Origin of the sequence: Anabaena sp. CCY 9402-a (genome assembly GCF_963920945.1) — a bacterium.
GTDB classification, from domain to species: domain Bacteria; phylum Cyanobacteriota; class Cyanobacteriia; order Cyanobacteriales; family Nostocaceae; genus Trichormus; species Trichormus minutissimus.
Genome location: NZ_CAWUDL010000113.1, coordinates 1 through 13318 on the forward strand (window position 1 = coordinate 1; position 13318 = coordinate 13318).

Below are 13318 nucleotides of genomic sequence, written 5' to 3' on the forward strand. Positions count from 1 at the left end.
TTACTCAATTGGTATTTCTGTTGTTAATTTAACATATCTAGTCTGGGAGAGCCAATTTTATTTTATAGCTACTTTCTGCCTCGCTGTTGCATTTCTTGCTGGCGCATGGGCATAGCGTCAATTTGCTCAAAAATTGCCGTTGCCTGGACTGGTATAGTATCACTGCGCTTAACACCACTATCTTTGCCTACCAAAATAACGCGGAAATTTTCTTTATCAACCCCAAAGCCATTTCGCAAATTAGCAGCAGAAGATTCATCTATTAACTGTCCGTTGGCATAGCTTTTATCTGTTGCCAAAACCTGAACGAGAACTAAATCCCGGTCTGTAAAACCGTTTTGGTGTTGGTTAAATAACTGCATCTGTTGCTGATAGGTACGGTTATTAACAGACGGTGCAAACACTAATAGCACGCGGTTTTGCCATTTTTGGGAACTGAGGTTAAATGAAGACATTTTGATGGCTTGAGTTGAACCTTGGGCAGTACCACCAATGCTGACTGGCGATAGGGCTATAGACGCGGTGAGGGTCAGGGCAATTAATACTGAGTTATTCACTTCGGGAGTTAAGATGAACTATAATCATTTCAAACTATCATTAATTTTCCTTTTCTAACTCCATCTGGTGATGGTAATTGAATAAGTGTGATGCCTACCCACAAGAGCGATATCTACGATAAGCTCCGCTTACGGTTTGGTTTGTTAGAGTCGATGGGCGGTATCATCCGCCGCACCTCTCTGTTCAATTTGGGCGTACAAGTTTCCCTGCACCCAGCTTTCGATGTTCTTAGCGTTTAGCTGTTGCTCATGTGGATATAATCGTGACAACTTTCGTGAATAGCTAGAAGATTTTTAGTTTTCCAGTTATTAAAGGTAATTGGGCATTACCTTTAATAACTGGTATCCAGGCAATTGTGCTGTTTCCCCTCCCACACACTTGTCAATACCCCAGCACCTGAATCCTTACGAACATTCTTAACAATCTCCGTTTAATAATTCAACCTTTTATTTTATTTAACCTAATATATCCCTGGTTAACAGTTTTTCTTATTCCCCAATTGTCCTTGGGTTTTTCTAACATCTAAGGATTCCTTAAGTGGTAAATTGATTTGTCACTCTGTTTCGGGAGAGAGTACAGACTTTATTATAGAGATTCCATTGAACTACTCCGCGTACTAAAGTGATGTGGATTCAGACAAAATGACTGAAAATAATCAATGTTTTTAAGTTTTTAGTCACTTTACCTTTGCACGATCAACAATTAGAGAATTCCTTTTAGGAATATTTACTGTTATTTCATCTTTATTAAGGTAGATTCTATAATTCTATCTAACTGGAGATAGAATCAATAAGAGTAACCCGCTAAAATTTGCAGTAGCTAAATAGTATTAAGATTGGCTCAACCTTGCTAGTGTAGATGCAGAAAGGCGAAAAACTTGAGCATTCCTAGTAGGGAATTTAGGATTGAACTTCTATAATATGCAAAGTGATTCGGGAAAAACTATTTCTATTTGGATGACTACGGCAACAGTACCAGTCCAACCTGCGCTGGTAGAAAACACCCATGCAGATGTGTGTATTGTCGGCGCGGGTATTGCAGGGATGTCAACTGCCTATATGCTATCTGGTGCGGGTAAATCTGTAGTAGTGCTAGATGATGGACCTGTAGGTGGAGGTCAAACAGAACGCACAACAGCACATTTATCAAACGTTTTGAGTTATCGCTACTATGAACTAGAGCAAATGCACGGTGAAGAACGTGCCAAATTGATTGCCGAAAGTCATACTACAGCAATTAATACTATAGAAGCGATCGCCACTCAAGAAAATATCGACTGTGACTTTGTTCGACTAGATGGCTATCTTTTTCTACCAGACCTTCAGTCTTTAGATGAGATGGAGAGAGAATTAGCAGCTGCCCATCGTGCTGGACTTAGTAATGTCGAACTCGTGAAACAAGCACCGCTAGAAGGTTTTGATACAGGTGTCTGTCTACGTTTTCCCCAACAAGGGCAATTTGACCCACTCAAATATCTCACGGGATTGGTTGCAGTTATAGAACGTCGTGGCGGCAGAATTTATAGTAATACCCATGTTGAAAAAATCGAGGGTGGTGCAACAGCCCGTGTAGAAACAAGCAATGGTCAAGTAGTAACTGCCGATGCTGTAGTCGTAGCAACCAACTCTCCTATTAGTAATGTGGCTACAATGCACTTCAAGCAGGCTGCTTATATCACCTTTGTCATTGGTGCAAAAGTGCCTCGTGGTTCTGTTAATCAAGCATTATATTGGGATACTCTCGATCCTTATCATTATGTGCGCCTGCAAAATTTAGATGAGCAACATGATGTTTTAATTGTCGGTGGTGAAGACCATAAAACAGGCCAAGCTAATGATGCTGATGCACGTTATGCCAATCTCCAAAAATGGACACAAAAACGCTTCCCAACGGCGGCAGAAATTTTATTTCGTTGGTCAGGTCAGGTCATGAATGCTGATGATGGGATTGCTTATATAGGTAAAAATCCTTTCGATGCAGACAATATCTATATCACTACAGGTGATTCTGGTTTAGGGATGACCCACGGTACAATCGCCGGCATCCTGTTATCAGATATGATTTTGGGGATCAAAAACACCTGGACAGAAGTTTACGATCCATCACGGGCTAGAGTCGGTGCAGTTGGTGATTTTATATCGGAAAATATCAACGTTGCTTCTCAATATTTAGATTGGGTGACACCAGGAGAAGTAGATTCCGTAGAAAAAATTGCCCCAGGTACAGGCGCAGTGGTGAGGAATGGTTTAACTAAAATCGCTGCCTATCGTGATGAAAGTGGTACACTACACCAACATTCCGCAGTTTGTACCCATCTCAATTGTATTGTGAGTTGGAATTCTTCCGAGCAAACATGGGATTGTCCCTGTCACGGTTCTCGCTTTGATGCCCAAGGTAAAGTTATTAACGGGCCAGCTATTAAAGCTCTTGCAGATATTTGATTTTTTGTGGCGTTAACCTAAGTTCGGGATAAGAAATCCTCAAAACCATTAATTTTTCATTGTTTAGATTAAAACAGAGTTTCAATCTAATCTCAATAATATGCTTTATTGAGATTAGACTGAAAGTTTAGTGTCGAGTTGAATGAATTTGAATTAATTCCTGCTGAATAATGTGTCGGAACTAAAAGTTCTGTAACCATCTGAGTACGAGACGAAACCTCAAGTTTCCGAAACATTCGCTTTAAGGCTTGCTTGACAGAATTTTCAGTAATGCAAAGTTGATGCCCAATTTCTGCGTTAGTTAGCCCCAGAGCAACCAACTGAGCAATTTGTAACTCACGAGGTGTTAAGCGATCAGTTTGAAAAAGGTGGTGCTGTGACTTTGCTGTGGAAGTCATTTGTGAATCAGTTGTTGCAGCCCAAACAGATAGGTGCAAACAAATAGAACTCAAATCGGTGAGATTTTGTGTATCAAAGGCAGGCATTGATTTTTCACGGGTGCAACCTATTACACCGACTAATTGATGACGGTTAATGATTGGCCCTGCCATGACGTGCCAATGATCGGGGCGGGGGCAAATGATTTTCCAAGCTTTTGGTGACATCACTAATGCTTCATGGACAGGCGCATGACGCTCTACCACATAACGCGCTATGGGATTGTGTTCAATAGATAATGCAATTTTCAGAATTTTCTGAAGATTTTTATCGGCAGCCAAGAATAATTGCTCGAAAAAAAAGATGGAATACCGTTTTGCAGCAAAATACTCCCCAATTTTCGGCACGACTTGCAATTGTAGTTCATGCTCACTACGGGTTTGGTTGATGGCTTCAAAAATCAGTTTTAAGGGAAAAGTCATTAGTAAAGTTGACTCAAGTGTACTCTTTTGAGGTCTTGAAGTATTGTAGTACGGGGTCTATATTAACTTTAATCTCAATTCCACTTTGAGATAAGAATCAATCAAAAATTATATACGTCTTGTATAGCGCAATTTATTGCTTACCCATCAGCAGAATGAGAAAATTTAAGAGGAACTAATGAGACAAGACGCAATCTTTAGTCCCCTCTTTGCATTAGTGTTTTTGACATTCCTCGTTTGGGTGTATATGTACATCCGTCGTATCCATTTGATCACAAGTAGAAAGCTCAAATCGCAAGACCTAGCTGTACCTAATATGCTGGCACAAATTTCACCCCCAAGCGTATCCAATCCATCTGATAACCTGAAGAACCTGTTCGAGATTCCGGTACTGTTTTATGTACTTGTACTGTATCTGTTCATTACGAAACAGGTGGATGCAGTGTACGTGAATGCTGCGTGGATGTTTGTTGTGTTTCGTGTCTTGCATAGTGCTGTCCATTGCACATTCAATCTCGTTATGCTTCGGTTTTACCTCTACCTATTTGCCACGCTTGCAGTATGGTTCATCGCGTTCCGCACAGCCTTTATTCACTTTAGTACGTAAATTCGTGACTATCTAACAGCTACTAAATCGGTAAAGTTTGCCAGCGACAAGTTATTTACTGAATTATTCAACAGAGATAGTCACTATAAAGATGTTTCTTCTTTGCTCGCAGTCACCAAAAAAGAACGCAAGTAAATGTGACCAAGGCTGTGTTAAGTCAGCAGCGATCGCCTGACGATGGCAGTTTGCTTGTTTACTTTGAAGAATAGTTTCTCTGTACTGGATTAGTTCTGGTAAATCTAGCTCATACAAATAAGTTTGAGGAGGGAAGGGCAAACGAAATGCTCTTGTATCTAACCCAACTCCTAGAAAGACAAATTACACAAACGCAACAGCAGTGCGATCAGCTATGCTGGGCGGTTACGCCATCGCTCCTACCCAGATTTTTGTATTTCGCCGAACTCGCCAGATTTGAATTGCCGTGATATTCCTTACCGCAGATTTAGAGTGAATCAACCAGATCCGCATGAGTTCGATAGAGATAGGGATGGAATTGGTTGTGAGAGTTAACTAACGTCTGGTGATGGGCTGCTGGTTCAGGAAACGGAAAATCAAAACAATCAAGTCCAATATATTTCCATTTAGCCTTCTTGCGCTCGCTACTTCGTCATGCCCAAGCGGATGGTTTTGGTGAGGAAACTGCTGAGGTATAACCCAATTCTACCTCTAAGTAGAAGATATACTACTCAGTAATCTTTATAATCTAAAAGTTGACTAAGTTATGTTTTCTAAGAATATATCAATCTTCATAGCTATCAAAAGATCAACAGTAGCCAAAAATTATTTGCTTGGCTTTGCTGAGTAAATTGCAGTTCAATGAGGAAATAAAATTGCCGTGTCTTCATTAAGAACTTTTGAAGATAAGCAGCCGCAAATGCGGACTTCGCCTAATTTAGAGTTTTGGAAAGGGGTGGGTCAATTTACCGGCTGTACCCTTTTCTCAATCACCATGCTGACAAGTTCTGTACTAGCTGGGGGATTGCTTGGTTTAGCTATTAGTTTCCGTGATTTACCAAGTGTTAGAACAATCAGAAATTTTGTACCTGCTGAAACAACTTATATCTATGACATTAAAGGCAGGTTATTGGCAAGTATTCATGGGGACGTTAATCGTGAAGTAGTTCCTTTAAAGAAAATTTCTCCTCACCTAAAACGGGCAGTATTAGCCAGCGAGGATAGTTCTTTTTACAACCATCACGGTATCGATCCTGTTGGAGTAGGGCGTGCTTTAGTGGTTAACTTGGAAGCTGGGGAAGTGCAAGAAGGTGGCTCTACTCTCACCATGCAATTGGTGAAAAACTTGTTTTTATCTCAAGAGCGTACTTTTACAAGGAAAATAGCAGAAGCGGTGCTGGCAATTCGTTTAGAACAAGTTCTCAGTAAGGATGAGATATTGGATTTGTATCTCAATCAAGTTTATTGGGGTGATAACAATTATGGTGTCCAAATGGCTGCACGTTATTACTTTAATAAGTCAGCCGCAAATTTAAACTTAGCTGAATCAGCGATGATGGCAGGATTGCTTCCAGCACCAGAAAATTTCAGTCCGTTTATTAACCTGGAATTAGCAAAACAAAAACAAAAAGAAGTGCTGTTTAGAATGCTGGAATTAAACTGGATTAGCCAGCAGGATTATAATCAGGCTCTCAAGCAAAAGATTCAACTGAATAAAAAGAGAACTTTAGAAGGTAGTGCTGCACCTTATATAACTAATACCGTAGCGCAAGAGTTGGTGAAAAAGTTTGGACGTGATGCACTGCTGAAAGGTGGACTGCGGGTGCAAACAACCGTTGATGCTAAATTGCAAATGATGGCTAACAAAACGGTCAAGCGTTGGCATCAAAGGCTAAAACGCCAAGGATTAAGAAATAATCAAATAGCTTTAGTCGCTATTGACCCGCGCACCCATTTTATTAAAGCTTTAGTCGGTGGTGTAGATGCTAAAACTAGCGAGTTCAACCGAGCAACTCAAGCACGTCGTCAGCCAGGGTCTGCCTTTAAGCCGTTTGTTTACTATGCTGCTTTTGCTAGCGGCAAGTTCACACCCAATACAATAGTGCAGGATACTCCAGTCAGATATCGTGATGGCAATGGTTGGTATTCTCCACGCAACTATGATCATAGTTTCATGGGAGCAATAGCAATTCGCACAGCTTTATCACTATCTCGGAATATTCCGGCAATCAAACTTGGCAAAGCTGTAGGTCTAAATAGAGTTATTGAAACCTCTCGGACTTTGGGCATTACGAGTCCGATGAAACCTGTCACGTCTTTGCCTTTAGGTGCAATTGGTGTAACGCCTGTGGAAATGGCTAGTGCCTACGCTACTTTGGCTAATTATGGCTGGCAATCACCGACTACACTAATCATGCGTGTCACTGATAGCAATGGCAATGTCGTGAGAGACAATACGCCTAAACCCCGTTTAGTTTTAAATCCTTGGGCATCTGCATCTGTGATTGATGTGATGCAGTCTGTAATTAATAATGGTACAGGTAGGGCGGCGGCTATAGGTCGTCCGGCTGCTGGTAAGACAGGAACAACTTCATCAGCAAGGGATGTTTGGTTTGTGGGTACTGTACCACAGTTGACAACTGCGATCTGGGTAGGAAGAGATGACAACACAAGACTAGGTTACGGCGCAACAGGTGGTGGCACAGTTGCTCCTATATGGCGTGACTTTATGCGAAATGCACTCAAAAATGTACCAGTCGAGAACTTCAAGCGATCTTCTAATTTTCCTCGTCCTCGGCCACATAAGAAATAGGAATTTTGGTGATATTACTTGTTGTAAGTCGGGCTACGCCTGCGATCGCTGTTTGAGCCTAGAATCCACCGAAGAAGCGCGAAAGCGGATTCGGGGGAGTATGTCAAAAAATACATTAGGAGGTTCTGTATAAGCGTAAAAATACTGTTAAAAAATTAAGATTCACTAATAATTCTACCCAAATGCTTTAAGATTTTTAAAACTCCAGATAAATTGTTGAGATGTTGCGATCGCGTGGCAAATATATCGGAAGTACCATACTATTTACCCAAAGTTTTGACAAACAAAAAGCTGCTGCCATTGGTGATCATGCCGTACAAAGGTTGCTCTGGGTGGGGATGAACAGCCATGTAAGCTAATGTCTTAATTTTCGGCAAGAGGCTGGAAAATCTTAAAATGCAGGCTCTCAAACCAGGTAAATACGTGAAAAATTACCTCGATCAGCCCTCAACTATGGAAACTTTCATTTTCGGAAGAATTCCTGAATATCAAGACTTTCAGGAGTTTTCTGCACCACTAAGGCTTAAACGTTAAGTCTACATATTCTTCACTTGTTATGCCGTAGGCTAGCGCACCCTGAATTTTTGCTGCTTCACATACCAATTTTCAAATTCCAAGCGGCGATCGCTAAAGCACCCCAGCCTAAAATAAAGGCTACACCACCCAAGGGTGTAATTGCACCTAAGATTTTTATACCAGTTAAGCTGAGGGCGTACAAGCTGCCAGAAAAAATGGCGATACCGACGATGAAAAGCCAGCCACTAGCTATCAAAGTGGTTGGCGGCGATGGTGTACGGCTAATTAAGACGGCTACTAGCAATAAGGCTAGAGCATGATACATTTGGTAACGTGCGCCGACATCAAAAATTTCCAGCGATCGCTCACTAATTCTTTCCCGCAGTGCATGGGAAGCAAAAGCACCAGCCACCACTGACAAACCGCCTAAAATGGCAGCTATGCTCAAAAAAATCTGCATCATTAGACTTAGTTGTCAAGTTAATTGGGGATTAGACATCAAAATGATATGATACTGACCCTTCATCACTAACTTTAAAATTTGCGCTGAATTCTTTAGCTTTTTCATCTAAATATTGTCTGGCTACTGTTGCAGGTAGTTGTGACTGCATAGCAAAGCCTAAAACAGTAATGCGTCCATCATTATTTTGAATCATCTGATAAAAAGTAGATTGTAAGCGATCGCTTAATTGCTGCTGAAGGGCTTTTTTTTGATTTTTGCTTTGCAGGTACAATCCCCAACCCAGCCATGAACCTAAAATCATGGTGGGAAAGCCAAAAATCAGTCCTTGGGTAGCAGTAGCATTTAATAGAGACAGAGCATCTCTATTGATATATTCCCGCACCAACTCCTCATTTTCACCTGTGGAAATTGGTTTGAGCATAGTATTTCTTTCCACTACCGCAGAGACAGAGGCAGTCAAAAACGTGAATCCGAGTGTTAATAGCCAACCAGCAGCCAGCTTTTCCGCAGTCTTCATAATTCCACTTCAGATTTAAACCTTGTCTGTGATTTTAACCTCACTAGCGGGGAAATAGGGAATAGAGGGTAGGGGACAGGTGACAGGTGACAGGGGGGAATAGAATAGATACTATTCCTATTCCCTATTCCCTATTCCCTATTTCACGCGATGTGCAACTTATTGTTGAAACCCCTCTCCATAGCTTGCTTCCCGCAGGGTACCTCTCCCCTGCAAGGAGCTACGGTGTACACACATCTTTGTGCTAGGTGCAAAATGTGGTTTGATCCCCCTAAATCCCCCTTAAAAAGGGGGACTTTAATTCTTGTTCCCCCCTTTTTTAAGGGGGTTAGGGGGGATCAAAACGATGTGGGACAAGGTGATCAGACTTGTGTGTACACCGTAGCCTGCAAGGAGAGAGGCTTTAAATCTTGCTCCCCTTCCCTGTCTCCGACACGCTGCGCGTTGGCGTAGCCTCTCGTAGAGAATGTAGGGAAGGGGTTGGGGGTTAGGTTTGAGAGAAAGTTGCACACGGCGTTATTTCCTAATTGAGTATCAGGCGGTGTACCATTCTGGAGTCAATGAATTGGCTACAGGTGTTGCGGTAGCTGTAGTGCCATCCATGACCCAAAGTACGTCTTGACCGGATGCTTGATCACGCCAGTAGATGTCTGTCTTGCCATCGCCATTGTGATCGCCGAGGAATGGCTGATATACTGCACCAGTTTCGGAAACTTTGGGTAAGAAAGCTTCACTGCTCTTATTAGTACCATCCATCAACCAAGCTGTGTTCTCGCCGGTGGTCTCATTGTTCCAGAAGATGTCTGTCTTGCCATCACCATTGAAATCACCAATGCTGGCTTTCCATGATGAGTCAAGTGTATTGAGAGTGCCTTCGGTGACAAGAGGACCGATACCAGGAAGAACATTCATTGTCCAAACTTTGTTCTCACCGGTGCTGGTATTGCGCCAGAGAATGTCAGTTTTGAAGTCTCCGTTGAAATCGCCAAGGGTGTAAGACCAGGATGAATCTTGTGCTTGGAGATCATATTTGGTGGATTGTGCGCCATCCATGAACCAAGCATTATTTTCTCCAGTCGCAACATTGCGCCAGAAGATATCACTCTTACCGTTACCGTCGAAATCAACAATAGTAGGATTCCAACCCACAGCTGTTGTATCTAGAACGTTGGCACTAGTGACTGTTGTACCATCCATAGTCCAAATAGCGTTTTGGCCAGTGGTGGCATTATGCCAGAAGATATCTGTTTTGCGATCGCCGTTGAAATCACCAATGCTAGCTTCCCAGCCTGCATCAACTTTCTCTAGATAAACAAAGTTAGCAACTCTAGTACCATCCATCAGTGCAACAGCATTTTCACCTGTGGCGTTATTACGCAACAAGAAGTCTGTCTTACCATCACTGTTGAAATCAGCAATTTTATAACTCCAGGTGGTTAGGTCATATTGACCTAGAGAAGCTTCTTGTACAGTTGTTGCACCATCCATTAGACGGACGACAATTTCACCTGTTTGAGTATTCACCCAAACTTTATCTGTTTTACCATCACCATTGAAGTCAGGAGTGATGGCTGCACTAGTTAGGTAAGGATTAGGGTTTGGGTTAACAGCAGTAAAGGGAGATTGGGGAAGTAAATCTGATAGTGATGGTTCAGAAGAGGAGCTATTATTGATTGGTAATGTGATATTAAAATCCGACAGAGATTGAGAAGGACTTACCAAGCTCTGTGATTTTTCCAAAGATATATCAAACGCAGTAGCCACTTTGTTGTTGAAGTTTTGTGCGCTAGGCATAGTTTATTTTTATGACTGGTTGCTATCAAAGTTTTAACTCTTTGGTGGAAGTAGATTCTGTCTCTAAATAACATTTTTCACAAAAAGTATTTTATTTAATGAACATTTGTTTTTAATAAAAATCATCCTTTACACACATCTTGATGGTTCGATAACTTTTGTTCTGTTGCAACTTTTATTTTTCTGATTTTGATGATGAAAAATGCTGCTTTATGTCATCATTCAAGAACAATTGCAGATGTTTTGTTGGTTATTAACAGATAAATAAACAAAGCTGAATATGATGTTTTTTAGTTGAGGAAGGTACAAGAAACCCACTACCCAGCAGATCCTCCGAAGTTCTGTTCGTAAGATTTCATTGCGTTCCCTTCGGGACGATCGCAATTATTCACGTCTATCTAGTTAAATAATATTTGATTGAATGGTGATGATATTTTCAAAAATTGCTTTTATACTATGTTTTCTAAAATTAAATGTTTTACGTTAACAGACAAGCATGAATGTACGAATCAAGTAAAAGTATTATCTAGTTTGTATAGTATGAATACAGCGAAGAAATAAAAATATTGATACTTTAAAACCCCGGTTTCTTCAAGAAAATGGAGTTCTGTAAACCTAATCAGTAAATGTATACCCCTACTACTCTTAATTGCGGTGGGAGAATTTCGGTGATGTAGGTGAAATCAAGATTGGCTAGAATGACTTAGTAGCAACCATAACCTATAGTTGCTAAAAGTGTAAAACTATACTATAAATTCAGCAATAGATTGAGCTATGCAATTAGAATATCGGCAGCGTCGTGAGCAGTTAATGGCAAAAATTGGTAGTGGTACAGCTATTTTTCGCAGTGCGCCAATGGCGGTAATGCACAACGATGTCGAATATAACTATCGTCAAGACAGTGATTTTTTCTACCTGACTGGCTTTAACGAACCAGAAGCGGTAGCTGTGTTAGCACCCCATCATCAAGAGCATCGCTTTGTGTTGTTTGTCCAACCCAAGGAAAGAGAAAAGGAAGTTTGGACTGGTTATCGCTGTGGGGTAGACGCAGCGAAAGAAATGTATGGTGCAGATGAGGCTTATCCCATCACGGAACTAGATGAGAAGTTAACCCAGTATTTAGAAAAGGCCGATCGCATTTATTATCATTTAGGACGCGATCGCAGTTTTAACGATAAAATCCTGGGACATTACCAAAGTTTACTGCGGAGTTATCCCAAGCGGGGTACAGGGCCAATCGCCATCGAGGATACTAGCACAGTCCTGCACGGCATGAGGTTAGTTAAAAGCGAAGCTGAATTAGAAATGATGCGTCAAGCAGCCGCAATTGCAGTTGAAGCGCACAATCACGCGATCGCTATTGCTAAACCCGGACGTTATGAGTATGAAATCCAAGCGGAGATGGAACGCATCTTTCGCTTGCGGGGTGGAATGGGGCCGGCTTACCCTTCTATTGTGGCTTCTGGTGTGAATGCTTGCGTACTACACTACATTGAAAATAATTGCCAGATGCAGGAGCAAGATTTGCTACTGATTGATGCTGGTTGTGCTTATGGTTATTACAATTCGGATATTACGCGGACGTTTCCGGTAGGTGGTAAGTTTACATCAGAGCAGAAGATATTGTATGAGCTGGTCTTAGAAGCGCAAAAACAAGCGATCGCTCAAGTAAAACCAGGTAATGCTTTCAACTTAGTTCATGATACCGCCGTGCGTGTTTTGACTGAAGGGTTGGTGGAACTGGGTATTCTCAAAGGCGAGGTTGATAAACTGATTGAGGAAGAGAAATACAAGCCATACTATATGCACCGCACCAGCCATTGGTTAGGTTTGGATGTCCATGATGTGGGTGTGTACCAACATGGTGAAGATAAACCGCAGATTTTGCAACCCGGCCAAGTGTTGACGGTTGAACCTGGACTTTATATTGTCCCAGATACGAAACTTGCAGAAGACCAACCAGAAACTGATCGGCGTTGGGTGGGTATTGGGATTCGCATTGAGGATGATGTGTTAGTTACACCTACAGGACATGAGGTGTTAACGGCTGGTGTTCCTAAAGCTGTGGATGAAGTGGAAAGAATTAGTTAATCTTAACTAAACCTGCATATGCAGGTTTAGCTGATCGCGTAGCGTTCCGTTGGCGCAGCCTCTGTCTACGACACGCTCCGCGTTTCCTACGGAACACTGCGTGAACGCGTACATCATACATATTCTCAAAGGAATTGGGTAGAAGTTTTTTACTCTTAAGCTAAAGGATGGTTAGGACTTAAAGAATATCAAGTTCGCGATAAAAGGGAGTTTACTGCGCCATTTTATTTTAGTTTTCTGTGTCTATACTTTTATTCTTTGGCATCAGTTAACTGGAGGATTAAGACGACGGTGGGCAAACAAACCTTTAAACACTTTTACTGAAGCTTTAGAAGCGTTCAGAACAGCCATGTCTTTTCGATTTATTGATTGGTTGAACTTAAATCGTGACGTGTTTGCTGCTTACAAAGCTAGTTTGGGTTACATTTGAGCTTGATTTTTGTCTAAGTCCCGTTAAGAAAGTTTTTATAAGCAAATATCCCTGTAATTATTCTACGAATAAATAACCAAATTCTCTACACAAAAATTACTCCTCTAAAACTTTTGCATGAAGTGCAGAACGCACTTTCATTAAAAGCTTACCTAGTTCATTGCGACCGACCCATTTGCCATTTTCTAGCACCGCGCCCCAAAATTTGTCTCCCCAATTGCTTAGAGGGTGACAAGGCAACTCTAAGCTATGCAGGACAAAACTTTGAGAAGAT

At 41.4% G+C, this 13318-nt stretch carries 12 protein-coding genes and 1 pseudogene; 7 read left to right on the plus strand and 6 right to left on the minus strand.

Going from position 1 to position 13318, the window contains the following annotated elements:
- Positions 1-68 precede the first annotated feature (68 nt).
- On the minus strand, positions 69-557 hold the full coding sequence (locus ACM0OR_RS26140; protein ID WP_414579356.1) for a DUF4174 domain-containing protein: 489 nt from the start codon (positions 555-557) through the stop codon (positions 69-71).
- A 90-nt stretch (positions 558-647) separates the two neighbouring features.
- Here ACM0OR_RS26140 and ACM0OR_RS26145 point away from each other — a divergent pair, with 90 nt between their 5' ends.
- On the plus strand, positions 648-797 hold the full coding sequence (locus tag ACM0OR_RS26145; RefSeq protein WP_414579357.1) for a hypothetical protein: 150 nt from the start codon (positions 648-650) through the stop codon (positions 795-797).
- Between the two features lie 681 nt (positions 798-1478).
- A complete protein-coding gene (locus tag ACM0OR_RS26150; RefSeq protein ID WP_414579358.1) occupies positions 1479-2999 on the plus strand; it encodes an FAD-dependent oxidoreductase in 1521 nt (506 codons plus the stop codon).
- A gap of 92 nt (positions 3000-3091) precedes the next feature.
- On the opposite strand, the gene ACM0OR_RS26155 is transcribed toward ACM0OR_RS26150, so the two are convergent.
- Complete coding sequence (locus ACM0OR_RS26155) at positions 3092-3859, minus strand: LuxR C-terminal-related transcriptional regulator (RefSeq protein ID WP_414579359.1); 768 nt, start codon at positions 3857-3859, stop codon at positions 3092-3094.
- A gap of 178 nt (positions 3860-4037) precedes the next feature.
- Between ACM0OR_RS26155 and ACM0OR_RS26160 the strand changes: the two genes are divergently transcribed.
- A complete protein-coding gene (locus ACM0OR_RS26160; protein WP_414579360.1) occupies positions 4038-4466 on the plus strand; it encodes an MAPEG family protein in 429 nt (142 codons plus the stop codon).
- A gap of 63 nt (positions 4467-4529) precedes the next feature.
- Here the strand turns inward: ACM0OR_RS26160 and ACM0OR_RS26165 are convergent, their stop codons facing one another.
- Complete coding sequence (locus tag ACM0OR_RS26165; RefSeq protein ID WP_414579361.1) at positions 4530-4742, minus strand: class I SAM-dependent methyltransferase; 213 nt, start codon at positions 4740-4742, stop codon at positions 4530-4532.
- Positions 4743-4747: 5 nt separating this feature from the next.
- On the opposite strand from ACM0OR_RS26165, the gene ACM0OR_RS26170 reads away from it, so the two are divergent.
- Together ACM0OR_RS26170 and ACM0OR_RS26175 are read left to right on the plus strand one after the other, a co-directional pair.
- Positions 4748-4891 (plus strand): hypothetical protein, encoded by a 144-nt coding sequence (locus ACM0OR_RS26170; protein WP_414579362.1) that lies wholly within the window; start codon positions 4748-4750, stop codon positions 4889-4891.
- Between the two features lie 449 nt (positions 4892-5340).
- Complete coding sequence (locus ACM0OR_RS26175; protein WP_414579366.1) at positions 5341-7233, plus strand: transglycosylase domain-containing protein; 1893 nt, start codon at positions 5341-5343, stop codon at positions 7231-7233.
- Between the two features lie 592 nt (positions 7234-7825).
- Here the strand turns inward: ACM0OR_RS26175 and ACM0OR_RS26180 are convergent.
- The 3 genes from ACM0OR_RS26180 to ACM0OR_RS26190 form a co-directional block, all read right to left on the minus strand.
- A complete protein-coding gene (locus ACM0OR_RS26180; protein WP_414579363.1) occupies positions 7826-8212 on the minus strand; it encodes a DUF423 domain-containing protein in 387 nt (128 codons plus the stop codon).
- Between the two features lie 28 nt (positions 8213-8240).
- Positions 8241-8729 (minus strand): hypothetical protein, encoded by a 489-nt coding sequence (locus ACM0OR_RS26185; RefSeq protein WP_414579364.1) that lies wholly within the window; start codon positions 8727-8729, stop codon positions 8241-8243.
- Between the two features lie 534 nt (positions 8730-9263).
- Positions 9264-10523 carry an FG-GAP repeat domain-containing protein gene (locus tag ACM0OR_RS26190; protein ID WP_414579365.1) on the minus strand — a complete coding sequence of 420 codons (1260 nt, stop codon included), beginning with the start codon at positions 10521-10523 and terminating at the stop codon, positions 9264-9266.
- 774 nt (positions 10524-11297) lie between these two features.
- Between ACM0OR_RS26190 and ACM0OR_RS26195 the strand changes: the two genes are divergently transcribed.
- Together ACM0OR_RS26195 and ACM0OR_RS26200 are read left to right on the plus strand one after the other, a co-directional pair.
- The gene (locus ACM0OR_RS26195; protein WP_190699658.1) at positions 11298-12614 is read left to right on the plus strand and encodes an aminopeptidase P N-terminal domain-containing protein; all 1317 of its coding nucleotides are present in this window, start codon (positions 11298-11300) and stop codon (positions 12612-12614) included.
- 117 nt (positions 12615-12731) lie between these two features.
- Positions 12732-13044, plus strand: a pseudogene (locus ACM0OR_RS26200) (IS701 family transposase); the annotation flags it as partial.
- Positions 13045-13318: the final 274 nt, after the last annotated feature.